Source organism: Pantoea sp. C1E2 (genome assembly GCF_056491465.1).
Window position 1 is genome coordinate 2,845,321 of record NZ_JBSZHT010000002.1, and the last position, 20,396, is coordinate 2,865,716.

Annotated in this window: 24 protein-coding genes and 1 tRNA gene; 14 read left to right on the forward strand and 11 right to left on the reverse strand. The window is 50.4% G+C overall.

What is annotated here, in order from left to right; genetic code table 11:
• Positions 1 to 629: 629 nt before the first annotated feature.
• Both rcsA and ACXI0A_RS13710 read left to right on the forward strand, forming a co-directional pair.
• Complete coding sequence (gene rcsA, locus ACXI0A_RS13705) at positions 630 to 1,265, forward strand: transcriptional regulator RcsA (RefSeq protein WP_200569669.1); 636 nt, start codon at positions 630 to 632, stop codon at positions 1,263 to 1,265.
• 176 nt (positions 1,266 to 1,441) lie between these two features.
• Positions 1,442 to 3,148, forward strand: a complete 1,707-nt coding sequence (locus ACXI0A_RS13710; RefSeq protein ID WP_476148301.1) for a methyl-accepting chemotaxis protein — start codon at positions 1,442 to 1,444, stop codon at positions 3,146 to 3,148.
• 81 nt (positions 3,149 to 3,229) lie between these two features.
• On the opposite strand, the gene dsrB is transcribed toward ACXI0A_RS13710, so the two are convergent.
• Positions 3,230 to 3,424 (reverse strand): protein DsrB, encoded by a 195-nt coding sequence (gene dsrB / locus ACXI0A_RS13715; RefSeq protein WP_476148299.1) that lies wholly within the window; start codon positions 3,422 to 3,424, stop codon positions 3,230 to 3,232.
• 67 nt (positions 3,425 to 3,491) lie between these two features.
• Entirely contained in the window at positions 3,492 to 3,650 is a 159-nt protein-coding gene (locus ACXI0A_RS13720) for a YqaE/Pmp3 family membrane protein (protein ID WP_100700845.1), read from the reverse strand.
• A gap of 318 nt (positions 3,651 to 3,968) precedes the next feature.
• On the opposite strand from ACXI0A_RS13720, the gene yodD reads away from it, so the two are divergent.
• From yodD to ACXI0A_RS13735, 3 genes are all read left to right on the forward strand, one after another.
• Positions 3,969 to 4,202, forward strand: coding sequence for a YodD family peroxide/acid resistance protein (gene yodD, locus ACXI0A_RS13725; protein WP_200569665.1), 234 nt, complete (start codon positions 3,969 to 3,971; stop codon positions 4,200 to 4,202).
• Positions 4,203 to 4,564: 362 nt separating this feature from the next.
• Positions 4,565 to 5,362, forward strand: coding sequence for a mannosyl-3-phosphoglycerate phosphatase-related protein (locus ACXI0A_RS13730; protein WP_476148297.1), 798 nt, complete (start codon positions 4,565 to 4,567; stop codon positions 5,360 to 5,362).
• Positions 5,363 to 5,385: 23 nt separating this feature from the next.
• Positions 5,386 to 6,606, forward strand: a complete 1,221-nt coding sequence (locus ACXI0A_RS13735) for a glycosyltransferase family protein (RefSeq protein WP_476148295.1) — start codon at positions 5,386 to 5,388, stop codon at positions 6,604 to 6,606.
• Here the strand turns inward: ACXI0A_RS13735 and ACXI0A_RS13740 are convergent.
• From ACXI0A_RS13740 to ACXI0A_RS13770, 7 genes are all read right to left on the reverse strand, one after another.
• On the reverse strand, positions 6,603 to 7,679 hold the full coding sequence (locus ACXI0A_RS13740) for a diguanylate cyclase (RefSeq protein ID WP_476148293.1): 1,077 nt from the start codon (positions 7,677 to 7,679) through the stop codon (positions 6,603 to 6,605). The genes ACXI0A_RS13735 and ACXI0A_RS13740 overlap by 4 nt on opposite strands.
• A gap of 17 nt (positions 7,680 to 7,696) precedes the next feature.
• Complete coding sequence (locus ACXI0A_RS13745) at positions 7,697 to 8,254, reverse strand: hypothetical protein (protein WP_476148291.1); 558 nt, start codon at positions 8,252 to 8,254, stop codon at positions 7,697 to 7,699.
• 131 nt (positions 8,255 to 8,385) lie between these two features.
• Complete coding sequence (locus ACXI0A_RS13750) at positions 8,386 to 8,565, reverse strand: DUF2158 domain-containing protein (protein WP_476148289.1); 180 nt, start codon at positions 8,563 to 8,565, stop codon at positions 8,386 to 8,388.
• Positions 8,566 to 8,744: 179 nt separating this feature from the next.
• Positions 8,745 to 8,879, reverse strand: coding sequence for a hypothetical protein (locus ACXI0A_RS13755; RefSeq protein ID WP_255253243.1), 135 nt, complete (start codon positions 8,877 to 8,879; stop codon positions 8,745 to 8,747).
• A gap of 36 nt (positions 8,880 to 8,915) precedes the next feature.
• Entirely contained in the window at positions 8,916 to 9,827 is a 912-nt protein-coding gene (locus ACXI0A_RS13760) for a DUF808 domain-containing protein (protein ID WP_224931539.1), read from the reverse strand.
• A gap of 11 nt (positions 9,828 to 9,838) precedes the next feature.
• Positions 9,839 to 10,114 carry a hypothetical protein gene (locus ACXI0A_RS13765; RefSeq protein ID WP_034824504.1) on the reverse strand — a complete coding sequence of 92 codons (276 nt, stop codon included), beginning with the start codon at positions 10,112 to 10,114 and terminating at the stop codon, positions 9,839 to 9,841.
• A 70-nt stretch (positions 10,115 to 10,184) separates the two neighbouring features.
• Entirely contained in the window at positions 10,185 to 10,661 is a 477-nt protein-coding gene (locus ACXI0A_RS13770; RefSeq protein ID WP_224931537.1) for a very short patch repair endonuclease, read from the reverse strand.
• Positions 10,662 to 10,788: 127 nt separating this feature from the next.
• Between ACXI0A_RS13770 and dcm the strand changes: the two genes are divergently transcribed.
• Positions 10,789 to 12,189 (forward strand): DNA (cytosine-5-)-methyltransferase, encoded by a 1,401-nt coding sequence (dcm, locus tag ACXI0A_RS13775; protein WP_476148286.1) that lies wholly within the window; start codon positions 10,789 to 10,791, stop codon positions 12,187 to 12,189.
• Positions 12,190 to 12,311: 122 nt separating this feature from the next.
• The gene (locus ACXI0A_RS13780; protein ID WP_476148284.1) at positions 12,312 to 13,913 is read left to right on the forward strand and encodes a methyl-accepting chemotaxis protein; all 1,602 of its coding nucleotides are present in this window, start codon (positions 12,312 to 12,314) and stop codon (positions 13,911 to 13,913) included.
• Positions 13,914 to 13,959: 46 nt separating this feature from the next.
• Here the strand turns inward: ACXI0A_RS13780 and ACXI0A_RS13785 are convergent, their stop codons facing one another.
• Positions 13,960 to 14,208 carry a hypothetical protein gene (locus ACXI0A_RS13785; RefSeq protein WP_200569651.1) on the reverse strand — a complete coding sequence of 83 codons (249 nt, stop codon included), beginning with the start codon at positions 14,206 to 14,208 and terminating at the stop codon, positions 13,960 to 13,962.
• Between the two features lie 76 nt (positions 14,209 to 14,284).
• Positions 14,285 to 14,983 carry a phosphohydrolase gene (locus tag ACXI0A_RS13790; RefSeq protein WP_224931531.1) on the reverse strand — a complete coding sequence of 233 codons (699 nt, stop codon included), beginning with the start codon at positions 14,981 to 14,983 and terminating at the stop codon, positions 14,285 to 14,287.
• A 589-nt stretch (positions 14,984 to 15,572) separates the two neighbouring features.
• Between ACXI0A_RS13790 and ACXI0A_RS13795 the strand changes: the two genes are divergently transcribed.
• The 7 genes from ACXI0A_RS13795 (at position 15,573) to ACXI0A_RS13825 (ending at position 20,391) form a co-directional block, all read left to right on the forward strand.
• On the forward strand, positions 15,573 to 16,253 hold the full coding sequence (locus ACXI0A_RS13795) for an ASCH domain-containing protein (protein WP_224931529.1): 681 nt from the start codon (positions 15,573 to 15,575) through the stop codon (positions 16,251 to 16,253).
• A 169-nt stretch (positions 16,254 to 16,422) separates the two neighbouring features.
• Positions 16,423 to 17,190, forward strand: coding sequence for a DgsA anti-repressor MtfA (mtfA, locus tag ACXI0A_RS13800; RefSeq protein ID WP_476148281.1), 768 nt, complete (start codon positions 16,423 to 16,425; stop codon positions 17,188 to 17,190).
• A gap of 103 nt (positions 17,191 to 17,293) precedes the next feature.
• Positions 17,294 to 17,369, forward strand: a tRNA-Asn gene (locus tag ACXI0A_RS13805).
• 271 nt (positions 17,370 to 17,640) lie between these two features.
• Positions 17,641 to 17,985, forward strand: coding sequence for an XRE family transcriptional regulator (locus ACXI0A_RS13810; RefSeq protein ID WP_476148279.1), 345 nt, complete (start codon positions 17,641 to 17,643; stop codon positions 17,983 to 17,985).
• Positions 17,970 to 18,281, forward strand: coding sequence for a HipA N-terminal domain-containing protein (locus ACXI0A_RS13815; protein WP_476148277.1), 312 nt, complete (start codon positions 17,970 to 17,972; stop codon positions 18,279 to 18,281). Before ACXI0A_RS13810 ends, ACXI0A_RS13815 begins: the two co-directional genes overlap by 16 nt.
• The gene (locus tag ACXI0A_RS13820) at positions 18,278 to 19,300 is read left to right on the forward strand and encodes a HipA domain-containing protein (RefSeq protein WP_476148275.1); all 1,023 of its coding nucleotides are present in this window, start codon (positions 18,278 to 18,280) and stop codon (positions 19,298 to 19,300) included. The genes ACXI0A_RS13815 and ACXI0A_RS13820 overlap by 4 nt, the downstream gene beginning before the upstream one ends.
• A gap of 197 nt (positions 19,301 to 19,497) precedes the next feature.
• Positions 19,498 to 20,391, forward strand: coding sequence for a TIM barrel protein (locus ACXI0A_RS13825; protein ID WP_476148273.1), 894 nt, complete (start codon positions 19,498 to 19,500; stop codon positions 20,389 to 20,391).
• Positions 20,392 to 20,396 lie beyond the last annotated feature (5 nt).

Genomic DNA, 20,396 nt, shown 5'->3' on the forward strand with positions numbered 1-20,396 from the left:
TTAACCATTCTGTAGTAGTTCTTATGCAATAGTTAAGTATTCAAAATCAATCTGTGCATTTTTCGAACCATATTTCTCAGAAATCAACTGAGGTTATTCTGATAAATGCGCATTTCAGGTGAAAATTATTCTTATTAAACGGCGCTTCGCGTATTTTAGTCAGACGATTCCTAAGGCGATAAACCTTGTGAATTGGTTGAATAAATGCTCAAAGGGCTGTTTTTAAACAAAAAAAATATTACAGCGATTTTTCTTGTCTAAATCCCTTTTTTCCGGCATTGTCAACACTCGCTGAAACGTCACACTTTCGCGATTCAAATGTTTTTAAGAATTGTCCTATCAGATTTGTCTGTGACTTGCGCGATAGTGACAGGGCTCTCAAAAACAGAGCGAATTACACACTTAATGCAAACTCCCGGCGATTCCCACTATCGCGGGGACAAGAGTGACGTGGAAGTAACACAAAAAACTTCGCAGAAGGGTTCAGGGATAGAGTCATGATGGCGCACGGATATCATTCGCCAATCTGCCGAGCAGAATAAAAAAGTGTCTTTGGAAATCTCTCTCGTACCGCAAACGCGTATTCATCGTTGATTTAAACGGATAACAAATTGGTGAGGGTCGCTATAATGCCAACGATTATTATGGATTCATGTAACTACACACGCCTCGGATTATCAGACTATATGTCGGCCAAAGGAGTTAAAAAGAAAAATATCACTCCGGTCTCTGATATTGAACAACTGCAACAAAGATGTGAACAGCTTAAACCTGGTGTCGTCTTTATTAATGAAGAATGTTTCATTCATGAAGCTGATTCCAGCGATCGTATCCGCGCCATTATTATGCAGCATCCAGATACGCTATTTTTTATCTTTATGGCGATCTCGAATATCCATTTTGAGGAATATCTCTACGTTCGTAAGAACCTGATTATTACATCAAAATCGGTAAAAACTTCGACGCTGGATTCACTGCTTGGCACCTACCTGCAAAAGAAACTCAACGCTACCCCGCGTATTTCTGCAGGATTGGATATTCATCCACTGACATTAAGTCAGACTGAATCAAATATGCTGAAAATGTGGATGTCAGGACATGACACCATTCAAATTTCAGACAAGATGCAAATTAAAGCCAAAACGGTATCGTCACACAAAGGTAATATTAAACGCAAAATTAAGACACATAATAAACAGGTTATTTATCATGTGGTGCGCCTTACCGATAACGTGACCTCCGGTATTTATGTCAACGTGCGATAGTCTTGCCTGTAAACAGTTTGAGTAAATAGCCGTAGCCGACAAAGGGCCAATCCGCAGATTGGCCCTTTGTCGTTTTGCTGAGATTTGCGAGCCAGGTCTCACTTCGCTGCCTAATCCTTTGCCGTTAACTGCCGATGCTTGTTCTCAGAACACCTACCCAAAATGAGAGCAAGGATATGAAAACAGCATCGATTGATGAGCAATATAAGCTCAGCATCTGGCAGAACCTGCGCCTGATGCCTCTTTTCAGCATGATCTTTGGTGGCATTCTGCTGCTTTTTGCCCTGTGTATCGGCCTCGCCAGCTATTTTTTAATCCAGAGTAATAATTCCCTCAATGATGCCACGGATGAAATTCAAATCCGTATGGGTATCTCTAATAGCTCAAACCATTTACGTACTGCTCGCCTTAACGTATTGCAATCAGGTGCCGCCGCCCGTATTGGCGAGATGGATGGCTATCGCGCCGACCTGGCGCGCACCGAAACTCGCATCAAACAAGCGCGCGACGGTTTTAAAATCTATATGGACCGCAAAGCGAAGACGCCAGAGGATATCGCGCTGGATACGCCGCTCACGGCGGCCTTCAATGACTATATCGATAAAGGCCTGAAGCCGATGATTGAATCGGCGAAGCAAGGCAGCTTTGAAGGGATTGTGGCGCAGGAAACCGACGTCACACGTAAGTTAGATGATGCGTATAACGCGGTGTTACTCAAAGCCATTAAGATTCGTACCGACCGCGCCGAGGCAATCAACGCTGAAGCCGCGCATCAGTCACGCGTGGGCTTTATCGCCATGGCCGTGGCCTTTGCTGCCGCGCTGCTGTTAGTGCTCCTCACCTTCGTCTTCCTGCGTCGTGTGGTGATCAGCCCACTGCGTCAATCGGTTGAGCGCATTGAGCGCATTGCTCAGGGCGACCTGACAGCACCGGAACAAGCTTATGGCCGTAGCGAGATTGGCAGCCTGTTACATAACCTGCAGCTGATGCAGGCTGCACTGGTGCGTACCGTCGGCACTGTCCGCGAAGGCGCTGTCGCCATCTATCAGGGGTCGAGTGAGATTTCGGCCGGTAACACCGATTTGTCTTCACGTACTGAAGAGCAGGCTTCCGCGCTGGAGCAAACCGCTGCCAGCATGGAGCAGCTCACCGCGACCGTGAAGCAAAATGCGGAGAACGCCCATCACGCCAGCCAACTGGCTGCGGATGCTTCCGGTAAAGCCCGCAGCGGTGGCGAACTGGTGCATGGCGTAGTGAAAACCATGACCAATATCTCCGGCAGCTCGAAGAAGATTGCTGAGATCACCAACGTGATTAATAGCATCGCCTTCCAGACCAATATCCTGGCGCTGAACGCGGCGGTAGAAGCGGCACGTGCCGGTGAGCAAGGCCGTGGTTTTGCCGTGGTGGCGAGTGAAGTGCGCAATCTGGCTCAGCGCAGTGCTCAGGCTGCAAAAGAGATTGAATCGCTGATTGCTGAGTCGGTCGACCTGATTAATAACGGTTCACATCAAGTAGGTGAAGCCGGTACGACCATGGGAGAGATCGTCGAAGCGGTACGTCGCGTGACCGATATTATGTCGGAAATCGCGGCAGCCTCTGATGAGCAGAGCCGTGGCATTCAACAGGTCAGCCTGGCAGTCACCGAGATGGACAATGTCACGCAGCAGAACGCCTCGTTGGTAGAAGAAGCGTCTTCAGCAGCAGCGTCGCTGGAAGATCAGGCAGGTCGTCTGACTCAAGCGGTATCCGCGTTTAAATTGAATGACTCGCCAGCCTCGCGCGTAATGGCTTCAAGCGCAGGAACGTTGAAAGCCCCTACGCTGACACCGCGTCCCGCTCTGGCGGCTGCGAGCAGTAATGATAACTGGGAAACGTTTTAATTCATCCGGCCACCCTGGATGACCTTCACTTAATACACATCAGGTGCACAATAATGTGCACCTGATTTTTTTATGCCGCTTTTAGGCTTCCTCGTAGGGTTCAACAAAGACCCCTTCCGCATGGTCGCTTTCATTGAAGAACCAAATTCCCAGCGGATAATCCTCCAGCGCCACCAGGTACATGATCCCTTCGTTAAAATCTTCCACTGCCAGTACCGTACCCACGCGACGTGGGCCGCCATCGGTTTTTACCGTTACACGGTCATTCACCTGCATTGATTACTCTCCAGATATTGTCCTGAATACAGTGTAACGGAAGAAAATGGCAGCCGCCTGATCCGGATCAGCGTCGGGCAATTACCCATACCGCATGCACAATGCCCGGAATATAACCGCACAGCGTCAGCAGAATATTCAGCCAGAAGGCGCCGCCGAAGCCCACCTGCAGAAATACGCCGACTGGTGGCAGTAAAATCGCAATCACAATTCGAATAAAATCCATACTAACTCCCTGATATCACTTATTTATCGTCAAGCTCTAAGCATAGTCGCTGATTCCAATAATGAGATGACAGGCGGGTAAAGTTCTGTCAGACCTCAGCTTTTCACTTTCTTAACATTACGCAGAGAGACTTCTGACGCGGGCAGCCCGTACACTTCTTCGTACTGCACCAACCCCAAAGGCGCAGTCAACCTAAAAGTAACAAGGATTTTTGCCCGCGCAGCGCGGGCTTTTTTTTGCCTGCCATTTGCCCCACTCTGCCCCTTCTCCCTGTTGTCTATACTGAGTAAGTATCTCATCGCCTCTGGGAGGCCCATTATGACCACCGCAAAAGAGTACAGTGACAACGTACAGCGCGAAGTGAATATCGACGTTGATGCATTGCTGGAAGCGATTCAGAAGAAAACCTCGGGCGAGGTAAAAGAGTTTATGGAAGCGGAACACGCTCATCGGGTAAAAGTGAATGGTGAAGCTTATGACTCTTATACAGAACTGGCTGAGGCATTTGAACTCGATATCCGTGACTTCTCGATCACTGAAGTTAACCGTTGAAATCGATTTCATAAAAAAATACCCGGCGGGATGGCCGGGTTAAATAAATCAGTGAATTCGTTACACCAGGAAATTCTTAACACCTGATTCAGACTACGCTTTAGTCAACACAAGACAAGTCTCAATCTTGTGCGTATAACGAACAAAAATGCATGACCTTCCCCATTTGTTACCGAAAACACCCTGTGCCTGCTGTGTTTCTTATATGCGCAATTTGTGCACGTTCCATTTCGTTACCGACTTGTTTTAAGATTTATCCTGGAATTTGACGTGGCAGGCTCACAAAAAAGTGTGATCGTCATAACGCTATTATACTGATTACTCTCTGCTTTACGGACGCGCCTGGCGTAAGGAGTGTGTAGATGCTCAGACTTAACTCGTCGCTGATGATTGTGACCGATCTCGATGGCTCGCTATTGGATCATCATGACTACAACTGGGATGCCGCCAATGAATGGTTGGCGCGCCTGAAACAGCAAGCGATTCCTGTGGTGTTTTGTTCCAGTAAAACCGCCGCTGAAATGATCCCCTTACAGAAACGCCTCGGTCTCTCCGGAACCCCTTTTATCGCTGAAAATGGCGCCTTTATTGCTCTCGATGGCGAGCAGATTGCGGCTGAAGAACCGGGCGAAAACTATCTGGCGCTGTGCCGCTCACTGAAAACCCTGCAATCCACTTTCCGCTTCAGCGGTTTTCACGACTTTAGTGATGCGGAAGTGGCACGCTTCACCGGATTAACTCTAGCCGAAGCCAGCCAGAGCCGACTGCGCGATGCTTCAGAAGTCATACTCTGGCGCGATGATGGTGAAAAGCTGGAGGATTTTCGTATGGCGCTGGCGGAACACAACCTGGCCCTCACCCAGGGGGGACGATTCTGGCATGTGATGCCAGCGGGCTGCGGTAAAGGCGTCGCACTGCAACAGCTTCAGCAGCATCTCGAACAGCGCAGCGGGGAGAAACGCACCACTATCGGCCTCGGTGATGGCCCCAATGATGTGCCGATGCTGGAGCAGGTTGATTATGCCGTGGTCATTAAAGGATTCAGTAAAACCCCGGTGATTCTGTCACGCCAAGATCAACAGAATGTTTATCACACTGCGCATGTTGGCCCGCAAGGCTGGCGTGAAGGGCTGGACTATTTTCTCGCGCAACCCGATTAACCGCCTGACCTAAGGATGAGAAAATGAGTGATTTTTACCAAAATGGCGTCATTACTAACTTTCATAATCTCACCCAACGCAGCGTCGAGTCGCTGGAAAAAGAGATGGTGCGTTTCGCGCGTAAACGCAAAATGGGGCTGATCCTGCCTTCCCTGTTCTCCGAACTGGAAGGTCCGGCGCTGGATAACATCGTCAATGAACTGGCCAAAGTGCCTTATCTGGATGAGATCGTCATTGGTCTCGATCGTGCTGACCGCGAACAGTTTCTGTTTGCTCGCGAGTTCTTTTCCCGTCTGCCACAACGCCATCGCATCCTGTGGAATGATGGCCCGCGCTTAAAAGCGCTGGATGCTGAACTGGATAAAGAAGGGTTGTCGCCGAGCCAGCCGGGTAAAGGGCGCAACGTGTGGTTTTGTACCGGTTATACGCTAGCCTCGGATCGCACCCAGTGTGTGGCGCTGCATGACTGCGATATCGTCACCTATGATCGCAGCATGCTCGCACGTTTACTGTATCCGCTTGCCAACCCCGCGTTTCAATATGAATTTTGCAAGGGATTTTATGCCCGTGTGGCCGATGGCAAGCTGAATGGCCGCGTCGGTCGTTTGCTGGTGGGCCCGTTACTGCGCTCGCTGCAAAAAGTGTATGGCCACTCTGAATACCTCGATTACCTCACCAGCTTCCGCTATCCGTTGTCTGGCGAATTTGCGATGCGCACCCATGTGCTGAACGGCATCAAAATTCCCGGCGACTGGGGGCTGGAAATTGGCGTGCTATCGGAAATTTACCGCAATTACACCACGCGACAAACCTGTCAGGTGGAAATTGCCGACAACTACGATCACAAACATCAACCGCTGGCAGAAGAGGACGGCACTGGCGGCCTGAAGCGCATGAGCAATGATATTGTGCAGTCGCTGCTGCGCAAGCTGGCAACCATGGGCGTGCCGCTCACCAGCGACTCGTTCCGCGTGCTGAAAGCCACTTATTATCGCAATGCGCTGGATATGATGGAGATTTACAACCACGAAGCGACAATGAACGGCCTGAAGTTTGATCAGCATATTGAAGAAGCGGCGGTGGAGATGTTCACTCAGGCGATACTCGACGCCGGGCAATCCTTTATTGAGCGCCCCAATGAGAAGCCGTTTATTCCCAGCTGGAGCCGCGTGCAATCGGCTTTCCCGGATATCCTGCAGCGGATTTATCAGGCGGTCGAAGAGGATAATGAAGGCAAGGTTTAATCTTCTGCCACCACGCGGTTGCGACCGCCGGTTTTCGCCAGATACAGGCGGCGATCGGCGGTGGCTTGCAGGCTCTCTGCATGATAATCGCCCTGCTCTTCACTGCCAGTCACGCCGGCGGACAGGGTGATGTTGAACGTCGAATTACAATTCACCAGGATGGTTTTTGCCGCCAGCCGGACACGGATGCGCTCCGCTACTGCCTGGGCATCCGCTAAGGTGGTTTCTGGCAATACGATACAAAACTCCTCCCCGCCAATACGCCCTGCCACGTCATACTTGCGCAGGGTCCGACTGATCACCCCAGCTACCCGCATCAATGCCTGATCGCCCGCCGCATGCCCCCAGGTATCGTTCACGTTCTTAAAGTGGTCGACATCCAGTTGGATCACCGCAATCGGCTTCTTCTGCTGCTGGCTGTGCGCCGCCAACGCCACAAACTGCTCAAAGAACGCATTGCGATTGAGTAGTCGCGTCATTCCGTCGTAATTGGCACGCCAGGTGAGCTTGGCGGAAAGATCGGCCATGCGCCGCACCAGACGAATAATAACCTGATGCGCTACCAGTAGCAGCAGCACGAACAGCAACCACATGCTGAGCAAGAACAGCGATACGCTACCTAACTCCTGTGACATTCCCTGTTTCAGGCTCTGAATGTTAACGATATAGGCATCCACATTTTTTAATTTGCTCCAGCTGGCAAACTGGGTGCCTAGGCGCATCACACCAGCGGGCTGCTCTCTGATTTGCGCTTCCAGCCGCGACTGTTGCTCCGGGGTCAGCGGTTGATCGTTTGGCGCATGCAAGCGGGTGATTTCATTCAGCGAGCGGTCTACCATCAGCAACTTGCCTTGTAACAAGCTATGGCGTGCTTCGGTCATCAAAGCCTGTATCCGCGATTGGGTGAAATCCATCGACAGCACACCGTACCAATAACCATGACTGACGATCGGCGTGCTCACCGTCATCATCAACCCTTCCTGAAATTCGCCCTGATAGGCTTCACTCCAGCGCAGTCGACCGCGCTGCGGATTGTCCGGTGCCTGATCGCGAAAATAGGGGCGCTCCGTCATGGTGTTATAGCTTTCTATCAGTTCTTGCGGGCTTTGCGGTGGCCTTGAACTGATAAAAAACCGGCGCGCGAGATATACCAAAAGCGTGAGTGAAAATCCTGCCCTGGATCGCTGAACTGCATGATAAAGCTGAATTCCATTGCGGCGCGCAATTCCGAATTAATGTGATCGCTTTTACGCTGCAGCAAAGGATCGCGCATCAACCAACTGTCACTCACGCCATTCAGCGGCATACTGCGCAGGCTGGCCAATTTTAATTGCCATGTCGTTTGCTGGCGCAACTGTTGAAACAGGGTAATGGCTTCGCGCGTTTGATTGGAATCCAGCGGATGCATCAACGCATAGTTGAGCATTCTCTCGTAATACGTCAATTCATCGATGCTTTCCTGAAACCGGCTGTCGAGGTTTTTCTGTATTTCCGCGAGCTGCGCGCGCTGACGCTCTTCATAGTTATTCTTCAGTTCAATCGCTTCATGCACGGTAAGAAATACAGAGAACAAAAAGACCGCCAGAAAGCAGAGATGCACCGGCAAGAACGGATTACCTGCGCGTTGCGGCAAAAGCGAAGTGGGCATTGGCAACCGTATGCGAAGAGAGGGGGAATGCGAAAAGTGTAGTCAGTTGGAGATAAGTCGTACAGGCAAGGATCAAAGGAAAATCAGATAGGTAATAAGACAACGGGACGGATTAACCGTCCCGCAGGCTGTTAGCTGGCCAGCTGGTGCGCTCCGGATAAATGACTCAGTTCGTCACTGCGGAACGCCTCGCGGCGCACACTATAGCCATCATACCAACGACACTCTACCATTCCGCTGGCATAGCCGGTCACCACCATCGTGGGTCCGCCCTCTTTATGCTGAACTTCGTCACTGATCGCAAAGGTCATACCGCGCCCTCCCTTTTTCGTTGAATGAACGGATAAAGTTATAGCAGCTGTGCAGCTTTTACGCCTATAGGATAATGCTATTACTGTGACGAAATCGGAATAAGCAGTGTAAAATATTGTTTATAAAAAAAGCCGATAAAATTTATTATCGGCTTTGAAACACTTTCCCGGGTGGGAAATCAGATTTTGCAACCTTCGCAGTCCGCTTCGTCGCTGATATCAGCCGGGACTTCATTGGCTTTTTCAGCCGCTTTCGCTTCAGCCTGTTCCAGCTGCGCATCGATATCAAATTCAAACATATCGTCGTTCATCATCGTTCTCCTGACCCGTGATTGATAAATTCCTGCGCTTTATACCGATTTACCGCGTGCTTTCGCAACCAGATTTACCGCTAACAGCACGATCGACCCAATGATGAAGCCGAGTACCAGATTGGCACCATTGCTCAGCAAAGCGGAGACCACGCCATGGAAGCCGCTGCTGTATTCCTCGATGGCGTGATGCAACGGCGCGATACCGTGCACAATAATGCCGCCGCCGACCAGGAACATCGCCACCGTGCCTACCACCGTTAACACTTTCATCAGCCAGGGTGCCAGCGCAAGTAACGCCCCACCAGTCGCTTGTGCCAGGGTGGAAGATTTTTCCCGCAGCCAGTATCCGAGGTCGTCGATTTTCACGATCATCGCCACGATGCCGTAAACGCCAATCGTCACTAAAATCGCGATTCCCGCCAAAATCAGTACCTGATTCAACAGGGGGGCTTCAGATACAATCCCTAAGGTGATCGCCACAATTTCAGCTGAAAGAATAAAGTCCGTGCGCACCGCACCTTTGATTTTATCCTTCTCGAACTGGCGTGGATCCTGCTGCGCCAGCTTGTCGAGACGCTGCTGACGTGCCTCCGGGCTGCTTTCGGCTTTATCGTGATTCAGGCTATGCAGCACCTTTTCCACGCCTTCATAACAAAGGTAAGCGCCGCCCAGCATTAACAGCGGTGTGATCAGCCAGGGCGCAAATGCCGAAATAATCAGCGCCAGCGGCACCAGGATTAATTTATTGAGAAAAGAGCCTTTTGCGACACTCCAGACCACGGGTAATTCACGGTTGGCTTTTACGCCGGTGACCTGCTGCGCATTGAGCGAGAGATCGTCACCCAATACGCCAGCGGTCTTCTTTGCCGCGACTTTGCCCATCACTGAAATATCATCAAGCAGCGTCGCAATATCATCCAGAAGTGTGAGTAAACTGGTTCCTGCCAAAATTGTTATCCTTATTCCGGTTCGTGATCCTGACAACAGGGGCAACGCTCAACAGCCGTCACTGACATATCGGCGATGCCCGCACAGTCCCATTCAACGCGAAGTGTTTGCCCGGCAAGATCGCCGGCGTGCACATATTTGCTCACCGGACTTTCCGTCATCCCGCTGATCTCCTCGGTGGCCACCAACTGCTCGCCCAAATAAATGCGTGCCGTTGCGTGGGTGTTCACCATCCGCTCATCACGGAGTTGATACAGGCGTTTGACCGTCAGTTTGATACTGCTCATGGCTCGATTCCGCGTCCCAGAGAAAGAGATGATCTAAACCGTTATGGCGGCTAAAAGCAACAATCACACGCTATTCAACGCGATAGTGATGCAAGCCCTGATGATCGATTTCGCCACTGTGCAGGGCGGCCAGCAGCCACTCTTCCAGCCGTTCAATCAGCGCCCCATCTTCGAGACGCAATTTACCGCGTAGCGCGCATTCCCAGACAATCAGCACCTTCCAGCCGCTCTCTTGTAATTGTCCGATGTAGCGCCGATCGCGCTCAACGTTGCTGTTAATTTTGCCGTTCCAGAATTCAGTGCGCGTGGCAGGCATCTTAAATAAATAGCAGTGATGACGATGCCAGAAACAACCATGGACAAAGATAATCGCCCGTTCCTGTGGCAAAACAAAGTCCGGCCGTCCCGGCAACGCTTTATCCTGCACACGGTAGTTGAAGCCACGATCTTTCAAAATCAACGCTATACGCTGCTCAATCGCCGTGTCCTGATTGCGAATGGCACGCATGTTTTTGCTGCGAATAGCTTGCGAATGGACGTCGACCATGGCGTCTCCTTTTTATTGGGGCTTCTTCAACTTTAGCGGTTTGGCGTAAAAGCGAAAGGCACGCGCAACAAGTGTGTGAAGACGCGAGGAGTGATAGCATAGCGGCTTCACTGTTAAGGAAAAACGCATGCTTGCTATCGATCCCGCCGCGACGGTTTCACCCTCCTCATTTTCTGCCCCTTCGGATGACGCCCCATCGCTGTTAATGCAGGTTCTCGATATCTATGCCGCACGCGATGTGGTGCAAACCTTAACCGAAGCGGGTGGATGCGACTGGAGCGTGCCGCGTCTGAATCGTATTCGTCAGGGCAAAAGTGCCGTCCCTGCCCTTTCCAGCGGTGAAGTCAGCAGTCTGCAAGCGTTATTGCCTTCGCGCCCTGCGCATTACGCCGCGCCTAAATTTCAATTTGTCGATCTGTTTGCCGGCATCGGCGGGATTCGTCGTGGCTTCGAGCAGATTGGTGGCCAGTGCGTGTTCACCAGTGAATGGAATAAAGAAGCGGTTCGCACTTATAAAGCCAACCACTATAGCGATCCGCAACGACATCAGTTCAACAGCGATATTCGTTTGGTGACGCAGCCCGCAGGACTCACTGACGAACAGGCGATTTATCAGCACATCGACCAGACCATCCCCGATCATCAGGTGCTGCTTGCGGGCTTTCCCTGTCAGCCGTTTTCACTGGCCGGGGTCAGCAAAAAAAATGCGTTAGGTCGTGCCCACGGTTTTGAGTGTGAAGCGCAAGGCACCTTGTTCTTTGATGTGGCGCGTATTTTGGCTGCCAAAAAGCCGCCGTTTTTCGTGTTGGAAAACGTGAAAAACCTGAAGAGCCACGACAAAGGACGCACCTTCGCCATCATAATGGCGACGCTGGATGAACTTGGCTACGACGTCGCCGATGCGGCCGACAGCGCGACACCGGATGCGAAAGTGGTAGATGCGCGCCATTTCCTGCCGCAGCATCGCGAACGCATTGTGCTGGTTGGTATTCGCCGTGACACAGGATTGAGCGACGGCTTTTCGTTGCGGGCGCTATCACAGCTCTATCCGCAACAAGTGCCATCGCTGCAAAGTTTGCTGGAGCCAACACCCGACGCGAAGTACATCCTGTCGCCGACACTGTGGAACTATCTCTATCAGTACGCCAAAAAACACAAAGCCAAAGGCAATGGCTTCGGCTTTGGCCTCAACGACCCGCGCAATCCCAACGTGTGTGTCCGCACCCTGTCCGCGCGCTATTATAAAGACGGCTCGGAAATTCTGATCGATCGCGGCTGGGATCAGGCGCAAGGTGAAGCGGATTTCCAGCACGCCAGCAATATGGCTCAGCGGCCGCGTCGTTTAACGCCTCGGGAATGCGCCCGACTCATGGGATTTGAGGCGCCGGGTAAAAGCCAGTTCCGTATTCCGGTCTCAGATACACAGGCTTATAAGCAGTTTGGTAATTCCGTGGTGGTACCGGTTTTTGCTGCTGTGGCAAAGCTACTTTCGCCGCTGATTGAACAACACCTTAGCCAAAACGCTTAGCGCCACAGGTCCACAATTTCCTTTATGGACGCGTATTATGCTGTTTTGCGCTGAATCGCGTCTATTGTCACCAAACTGTCACGCCCGCTCCCAATACTCCTTTTTATTTTTGGGGGCGTTAGATGTCACTCCTTTCCGTAATCTCGTTACCGCTGCGTTTACGTACACGTCTTAACTGGCGTATGCCACTTTGGCTTACCAGTCTTCGTAGTCAATTCCTGCTGTTTATTGTGCTGTTTTGCTTATTGCAATTCGCTGGCGTATTGCTACTTAACAATCACGTTAATCAGACGCAAATTTCACTGCAGCAAGCTAACCAACTGCGGGAAAGATTGGCCCTGCTGGATAAAGCACGTATCGAATTGTTAACCTCCAGCGATAATAGTCACCGCGCCGGTATCTATTTAATGCAGGACCAACAAAGCGGTTCGGTCGATAGCTGGAAAAGCCTGGCCGCCGCCTCCGAAGATTCGCTAAAAAAAGCCCAGGCGCTGTTCACCGCTTACCATGCTAAAGCAGACAGCCCATTGGCTCAGGGCTTTGCGATGTTAGCGGAAGGTTTGCAAGAGCAGCTGAAAGGATTATCAGCCAATGACATCAACGCCTTCTTTATGGTGCCGATGCAGGCATTTCAGCAGCAGTTTAACGATGCCTGGTTTAGCGAGATTGAACAAGCCAACCACCAGCTTAGCAGCGTGAATCAAAACACCCTCAGTACGTTGAAGCAAAGTCGCAATATGTCGCTGATCGTGAGCGCCATTCTGATGGCAATGCTGGTTCTCGCCTCCAGCTTGTTGATGCGCGGCGTGCTGTTGCCGCTGCGTCGTGCCAACCAGCAGCTGGAGCAGATTGCCACGGGTGACTTAGTTCCGAGCCATGATACGCCGCGCCGTCAGTGTTTAGAGACGCGCCAGCTGTTTCAATCGATCGAATCGATGCGCTTTGGGCTGCAGCAGATTGTCAGCGACATTAATACTGTTGCTGTCAGCGTGGCGGCGGGTGCAGAAGATATGCAGCAGCATAATGAACAGGTGATGCAACAACACCAGACGCAAAATGCCAGCTTCCATCATCTGTCACAACGTTTGCACCGTGTTTCTGAGGAAGTCGAAATTGGTGCGCAGTTCTCGCAGCAAGCCACCCAGGAAGCTCAGTCAGCCGATGCCCTGATGCGCAATTGCGCCACGGAAGTCGATAACATGGAACTCAAAATGCAGCAGATCGTCACTGCCTCAGGCGATATCGCCGGGATTGTTGGCATGCTGGATAGCCTGTCGATGCAAACCCGCCTGCTCTCGTTGAATGCCGCCATTGAATCAGCACATGCCGGATCGTACGGCCGCAGTTTCTCTGTAGTCGCGAAAGAGATGGGGCTGCTCTCGCAAAAGAGTGGCGAATCAACACGTCAGATTGATGGTTTGATTCAGCATACCCAGCAGCATGTGAATGATGGTTTTGACAAAGTGAAGGCGCTGGAAGTGCTGTTTACGCAGATCAGCGGCGCGGTATCGGGTGTGGTCACGCAGTTGGATGAGTTGCAGCAAAACACCACAGCACAAAGCCACCGCGTCAGCAAAATTGCTCACGAAGTGGTGGAAATGAGTAATCAGCTACAGCAAAACGAAGCGTTAAACGCCCATCAGGTCAATTCTGCCACGCAATTGCGCGAACTGTCCGATCGGCTTGCGCAGCGGGCACAGCAATTCCGCGTCAACGCCGCTTAACTGTCGAAATAAAAAAACCCGTCAATGACGGGTTTTTGAATATAGCTTACTTCTTCTTTTTGCCTTTCTTCAGCAGCGTACGCACTTGCTTCAGTTCAGACGCGGAGAGCTGCTCAGTCACCGCTTCTTCCGTATTCAGACTATCCACCGCCGGTTGCTCAACAGCATGTAAACTGGCCTGCAGGCGGTTAACGATCTCCTGACTCATGGAGATTTGGTTATCGGCGGCTAACTGTTTGATGTGCTCTTTCAGTGCCGGGTCAATTTTAATGGTTAAGTTAACGGTCTCGGTCATCTTCATACTCCCTTTTGATTTACAACAACGTAGCGGAAGAAGATGAAAGTTAACAGACTGTCATAAAAATTTAATATTAAGAGTGTATAGGGCTGAAATCCCTTAATACTGATTCATCAATGCTGGTCAGGTTACCCTGTAATTCCGCGCACAACTTGCCCATATAGTGCACCAGAAAATCGGCATTATGCTCCGCCAGCAAGCGCCCCGCTTCGGTTTGCATCGTTTCAGGCAAGCGCAAAAGTTTCTTCTGAAAATGATCCAGCGTCCATTTCACATCGTCCAATTCGCGTTCTTTTCCTAATGGATCTTCGCTATCAAACAGCGGGCGGCCCAAAGCCCCGGCAGTGTAGAAAACACGAGCGAGGCCGATAGCACCTAAAGACTCGAGGCGATCGGCATCCTGAACAATTTTTGCTTCCAGCGTCAGCGGCGTGATACGTGCGCTGAAGCTGTGCGCCTGGACTGCATGGGCGACGCCCTCCAGCAGTTCCTGCGGGAAATCGGGGAAGTCTTGCTGCAGAATACGACGTGTTTCTTCAGCGGCATACGTGGAGGCCAGATGGCGCTCTGGGTGGTTTTTTGGCAGGTTGACCACGTCATGGAAGTAACAGGCGGTCAGTACCACCATCGGATCGGCTGCACTGTGCTGCATGATGCGCGTGGCGCTCATCCAGACACGGCGCAGGTGCGCGATATCATGGGCTTTATCATCGTGCAGCCAGTTCTGCTGCAGCCAGTTCTCGTAGCGTTGTTGCCAGCGGGTGAGTGACATCGTGCTTCTCCTTATTGCTGTTATAAAAGCACCGCCAATTCAGGGTGCTGCTCCTGGGGACATCATAGCGGTCTGGTCGTGACACTTTTTTTACATCCTTCCTGGATGTGCAAAGCGTAAAAATGCGATCCCGATCTTGTTATAACGTTGTTAATGCCGCTTTCCTAGCGGAGATCACGTTTTAGGCATTTCCTTAGCGTCATTTAAGTTAAATAACTCTGTTAAACAGGAGTAATCTATTTCATCCATCAACAATATTCACGCTTTTGAATTATTCCAGTTAAACATGCTGAATAACTCAGGGTAAAAGCGATAAACGCCCATGGAGAAATCTGAAAAGTTTCCCATCCAGGCCGTTATAACGTACTGTATAGGGAATATTTCTGGCTCTCTCTCACCTGCAAAGGTACTTACAGCATGGATTTTGCTTAAGAGCCATTTTTAAAACCGGAATACGCAGGAATTGCCTGATAGTAAGGCGACAAATTATTAAGCAAATTGATTCAAACCCATTATGCTAATTCTCTCATCTGCAGTTGCAGGTGATTGTCGGAGTTCTCCGGGTGAGTAAAACTACATGAGGTACGTAATGAAAGAACGGCCGATTCTTTTTTCCGAACAGCGGGTCCGCGCCCTGTTGGTTGGCCAGCAAACGCAAACCCGGCGCATCATGAAAACTCAGGCCTTTGGTCCGGGTCAGGATCATCACGAAGGCGTCCATGCGTTTGACGTTAGCGCCAACCATCTTCATGGCTACAAATTGATGTCGATGGCAGATGTCAGCTCACACTGCCCGTTTGGTCAGGCTGGTGACCGATTGTGGGTGCGTGAAACCTGGCGCGGCCCTATCGTGCCTGAAGAGCAACTCGCCGACTATGAACGCGATCCTTTGCCGTTCCGCAGCCCCGCTTTCTGTCAATACCGCTCTGACAGCAACGAACTGGGTCAGTTGGATGAGGATGTCGAACATGCCGAGCAGTTTGGCTGGCAAACGGCGATTCATATGCCGCGCTGGGCCAGTCGTATCGATTTGGCAATTACCTCGGTGAAGGCTGAAAAGATTCAGGATATCAGTGAAGATGACATTATGGCTGAGGGCGTGCAGACCGATACGCACTTCCTGAATAACTTCTTCACCATGAACATGAATGCTGAATCTCCGAAAGAAGCCTATCGTAAAGCGTGGCAAAAGCAGTATGGCGCCACCAGCTGGGAAGTGAACCCGTGGGTCTGGGTGATCGAATTCCAGCGCGTTGAACGCGAGAGTTAACTGTCTCCAGCCCTCGCCCGCTCGGGTGAGGGTGATTTTCCTGCTTTGCCATCTTAATCACAGAAAAATCCTGTAGTAACTGATTGAATACACGGCTTTGATTCTGCGCTGGCATTTATCTCCTTGCCGCGTCAGGATACCCCTTCCGCCCTGCAGAGTGAGTCGCGCGATGTTTAAATGGCCATGGAATGCGCAGGTAGATGCAACCGTCACAGCGCTTCCCTGGCAACAGGCGCTGGCGCAACCGATCTTTTCGCTGCTGACGCCTGAAGAGCAAAGCGCTCTGATCGTGCTCTCACAACGTTTTCTGCATCAAAAAAAAATCTCGCTGCTGAATGGATTGCAACTTAACGAACGGCAGTTGGCCCGCCTTGCCTTACTGTTTTGCCTGCCGGTATTGAAGCTCGGTCTGGAGTGGCTGGATGGCTTTCATGAAGTGTTAATTTATCCCGAACCGTTCAATGTCGATGACCGTTGGGAAGACAGCAGCGGCTTAGTCCACCAGGCTCCAGCGGTGCATGCCGGCCAAAGCTGGACGCAAGGCCCGGTGGTATTAAACGCGTTGGATCTTCAGGACTCTTTCGATCTTTCCGGCTACAACCTCGTCATCCATGAAATCGCGCATAAGCTGGATGCACGCGGCAGTGGCTACACCAGCGGTATTCCCGCCATTGCCTTACGAGAGGTCGCCCAATGGGAGAAAGACCTGCTCCAGGCGATGGAAGTGATTGAAGCAGAGGTTGAATTGGTCGGTGAACAGGCGGCAACCATCGATCCCTACGCCGCCAGCGACCCCGCCGAATGCTTTGCCGTGTTGTCTGAGTACTTTTTCAGCGCCCCAGATTTACTGGCGAATCGCTTTCCTGCGATGTATCGCCACTTACAGCAGTTTTATCGTCAGGACCCGATGGCGCGTCTTGCAGCAGGTTCTGCTTAAATCGCGATCGCTTTGTACTATTGCTAGCCAGTTGAATACAAATGTATTTTTAGCTGTTGACACATTAATGAGGTGCCATTAATATTCGCCTCGTTCAAACGATTCCTCTGTAGTTCAGTCGGTAGAACGGCGGACTGTTAATCCGTATGTCACTGGTTCGAGTCCAGTCAGAGGAGCCATATTTAGAGAAGCCCGCTCAGGGAAACCTGAGCGGGCTTTTTGCTTTTCATCTCTTTGCAATCCTCTATCCTCTAAAAATCCTGGCAACAATATTACGTATCGAACTTTGAGCGCTAAAGGTTCATTTTTGAACCTTTAGTTAGAGATATAAGCAGTCTATCCCCATCTTTTCAGTAAAAATGCCAAAAAGGTTCAAAAATGAACCTTTCCATCCTATAATTGGCGATAAATGCAGCTCTTAGAGAGCGTATCTGATGGAAAGTGTCAAAAATGAACCCCGATGAAATTCAATTCTTCATTCAAAATCTTTCTAAAACTGACAAACAACAGATGATGCAGCAGTTAATTGCGGATGCACAAACTCAAGGTGGTTTCATTAAAGACTTAGCTGATAAAGACAAGTCGCTGATGAGCATCTTAACATTCTCATCTCTGCCACAAATGTTGGCGCGTGAGCTGAAGCAGCAAAATATCACTTTTGAAGAGATGTCCATGCAAATTGGCGTGTCACTCTCGACTTTTAAAAGATTGATGGCCAATCCCTCCGCGGCCAAAGCGAGCAATGTTCATGCACTACTGAGAGAATTGGGGCTAAAGGTATGGCTCGAAAAATAGCCGTATGGCTGTATAACCAACCAATAGGGACATTAAGTGAAAATGATTCGGGCTTCGTCTTCTGTTATCAGGCGAACTACAGTGGCCGGGCGCTATCGCTTAGTATGCCGGTCAGGCCGGAACCTTATCTCAGTGAACAACTACACCCTTTTTTCAAAGGACTGGCTCCTGAAGGATGGTTGCGAAAGCGGTATTCTGAAATTCAAAAAATTGACGATACAGACTTGCTCGGCTTACTAATGGAAAATGGTAGCGACTTGCTGGGTGCCGTCTTGCTAAAAGAGGTCATCGAATGAATCCACAACGTTGCCTGATCAATCTGAGCCAACTGAAAGAGTCTGAGTTGCAAACGGGCTATTCTAAAAAAGGGATTCTACACCTCTTCGGACAAGTCAAAGTGGTGCCACATCTTCCTTTCACGCGTAGCCAGTTTATTCAGGAACTCCCTGAGCGTCAGAGAGGAATGAGTATATCTGGCTATCAGCCTAAGCTATCTCTACGTCAGGAAAGAAATGAGTTGGTGGTAGTGAGTAACCACGGTAACTATATTTTAAAGCCCTCACCTGAGGCGTATCCGCATCTGGCTGAAAATGAGCACGCAACCATGTGCGTAATGCAGCGTCTTAAATTTGACGTGCCGCCCTTTGGACTGATGCCCTTCAGGCAAATCGACGATCAACCCGTTGAGCTGGCATTTGTCATTAAAAGGTATGATCGTTTAGGGCCTGACAACGCGCGACTCCATCAGGAGCAGCTGGATGGCGCAATGGGTTTGAATGATAAGTACGGAAATATTAACAACAAAAAAGCGGTGAGTTATGAAAGGGCCGCTAAATTTTTACATGATTCAGTGAGCAGCAGCCTGAAGAGCCAGCGTGATGTGTTTTTGCGAATTGTTTACGCTTATGTGCTGGGCAATAATGATTTCCATCTGCGAAATATTGGGATAATTCTCCCAGAGCAGGGGTCATCATACCTTGCTCCAGTTTATGATTTTATCAGTGTTGTCCCTTATGCATCTGCTTTCAGGGAATATCTTGCCCTTCCACTGTTAGAACTTGAAGAGAATGATGGGGAAAACGCACCTGGCATTGATTCCGCATATGGGGAATACCTGGGTGCAGACTTCATTCTCCTGGCGCAAGGCATGGGCATCAACCCAGCACTGGCCAGGAAATGGCTTTCAGATGTCGTTAAGCTTCACCCTTTAATCGTAGAAACTTATACAGAAAGCCACATGCCAGTCGATCAGAGAGAAAACGTGTTGGCATACGTTGCGCGCCGGATGACATTATTGGCCGTGCACAGCTATTAAAGCCTGAGATTTAGACAAGCCCGTTCGGGGAGACCCGAGCGGGCTTTTTGCATCTACCGCAAAATCGAGATCTCCATCATATTGCCAGCACGATCATAAGAACATTTATTGTTCATATGTTCATTGAGACCTATTCTTTTGTTATTGCCCGCTTACCTTTAAAAGCGGCCCATTCGAACAGGAGGCTGGTCAATATTATGGCAACGACTCTTTATCCTTCGGCACACCTTGCTGAACTCTTTTTCCCCATCACAAATGACGAAGAAGCACTATTGCAAGTCATTAGGAAAATCGCCCAAAGTGGCTATTATCAAGGCTTCGAGACCGGGATTTTTCACCAATCCGCCATAGCCGGCAAGATTCATGACATCGCTCAACAACATGCTCTTCGTGTCACTCAATGGCTTACCTTCGAGCTGTTGAAAGACAATCTGAATCTGAGCAGTCTGGATCAGCCATTACGTGAGAAATCGATACGGCGTGCCTGTGAACTTGTTCATCTGGCCGCAGAGTGCGGTACGACAAAACTGTCATTAGTTAGCGGCAGCGATCCTGGCGATGCTCATCGAGCTGATGCCATGAAAGGGTTCAGTGAAGCGGTAGTGCGTATTGGTGAAGAGATGAACCAATACGATGGGATGTTGTTGCAGATTGAGCCTCTTGACCGCTATGCACACAAATGCCAATTAATTGGCCCAACGGATGAAACAGTCGCGTGGATGAAGAGGCTACGCTCTGACTGTCCTAAACTTTATCTCGCCTGGGACAGCGCTCACGTAGCATTAAATCAGGAGGATCTGGTGGAATCACTCACTCTTGCCGCCCCCCTTATCTCGCAGTTGCATCTCGCAAATGCCATCCTCGATCCCCTGGCCACTGGCTTTGGAGACTATCACATGAAGTTTGGCGAGCCCGGTTTTCTTACCCGCGATGTCGCCGCGCAAATTATTGATACCGCTCGTCATCTGCCCCTTCCCGCTGAAGTTGGGGCAATATCCATCGCTGTGGAAATGCGTACCACTGATCAGGACGACCTATGGGACAATGAGTTGCAGTGTCGAACGTTTTTGCAAAGCGCATGGCAAGCCTAAAATAG

Coding starts and splice junctions, on each gene's coding strand:
- rcsA (WP_200569669.1), top strand. CDS start 630: ATGCCAACGATTATTATGGATTCATGTAACTACACACGCCTCGGATTA.
- ACXI0A_RS13710 (WP_476148301.1), top strand. CDS start 1,442: ATGAAAACAGCATCGATTGATGAGCAATATAAGCTCAGCATCTGGCAG.
- dsrB (WP_476148299.1), bottom strand. CDS start 3,424: ATGCAGGTGAATGACCGTGTAACGGTAAAAACCGATGGCGGCCCACGT.
- ACXI0A_RS13720 (WP_100700845.1), bottom strand. CDS start 3,650: ATGGATTTTATTCGAATTGTGATTGCGATTTTACTGCCACCAGTCGGC.
- yodD (WP_200569665.1), top strand. CDS start 3,969: ATGACCACCGCAAAAGAGTACAGTGACAACGTACAGCGCGAAGTGAAT.
- ACXI0A_RS13730 (WP_476148297.1), top strand. CDS start 4,565: ATGCTCAGACTTAACTCGTCGCTGATGATTGTGACCGATCTCGATGGC.
- ACXI0A_RS13735 (WP_476148295.1), top strand. CDS start 5,386: ATGAGTGATTTTTACCAAAATGGCGTCATTACTAACTTTCATAATCTC.
- ACXI0A_RS13740 (WP_476148293.1), bottom strand. CDS start 7,679: ATGACGGAGCGCCCCTATTTTCGCGATCAGGCACCGGACAATCCGCAG.
- ACXI0A_RS13745 (WP_476148291.1), bottom strand. CDS start 8,254: ATGCCCACTTCGCTTTTGCCGCAACGCGCAGGTAATCCGTTCTTGCCG.
- ACXI0A_RS13750 (WP_476148289.1), bottom strand. CDS start 8,565: ATGACCTTTGCGATCAGTGACGAAGTTCAGCATAAAGAGGGCGGACCC.
- ACXI0A_RS13755 (WP_255253243.1), bottom strand. CDS start 8,879: ATGATGAACGACGATATGTTTGAATTTGATATCGATGCGCAGCTGGAA.
- ACXI0A_RS13765 (WP_034824504.1), bottom strand. CDS start 10,114: ATGAGCAGTATCAAACTGACGGTCAAACGCCTGTATCAACTCCGTGAT.
- ACXI0A_RS13770 (WP_224931537.1), bottom strand. CDS start 10,661: ATGGTCGACGTCCATTCGCAAGCTATTCGCAGCAAAAACATGCGTGCC.
- dcm (WP_476148286.1), top strand. CDS start 10,789: ATGCTTGCTATCGATCCCGCCGCGACGGTTTCACCCTCCTCATTTTCT.
- ACXI0A_RS13780 (WP_476148284.1), top strand. CDS start 12,312: ATGTCACTCCTTTCCGTAATCTCGTTACCGCTGCGTTTACGTACACGT.
- ACXI0A_RS13785 (WP_200569651.1), bottom strand. CDS start 14,208: ATGACCGAGACCGTTAACTTAACCATTAAAATTGACCCGGCACTGAAA.
- ACXI0A_RS13790 (WP_224931531.1), bottom strand. CDS start 14,983: ATGTCACTCACCCGCTGGCAACAACGCTACGAGAACTGGCTGCAGCAG.
- ACXI0A_RS13795 (WP_224931529.1), top strand. CDS start 15,573: ATGAAAGAACGGCCGATTCTTTTTTCCGAACAGCGGGTCCGCGCCCTG.
- mtfA (WP_476148281.1), top strand. CDS start 16,423: ATGTTTAAATGGCCATGGAATGCGCAGGTAGATGCAACCGTCACAGCG.
- ACXI0A_RS13810 (WP_476148279.1), top strand. CDS start 17,641: ATGAACCCCGATGAAATTCAATTCTTCATTCAAAATCTTTCTAAAACT.
- ACXI0A_RS13815 (WP_476148277.1), top strand. CDS start 17,970: ATGGCTCGAAAAATAGCCGTATGGCTGTATAACCAACCAATAGGGACA.
- ACXI0A_RS13820 (WP_476148275.1), top strand. CDS start 18,278: ATGAATCCACAACGTTGCCTGATCAATCTGAGCCAACTGAAAGAGTCT.
- ACXI0A_RS13825 (WP_476148273.1), top strand. CDS start 19,498: ATGGCAACGACTCTTTATCCTTCGGCACACCTTGCTGAACTCTTTTTC.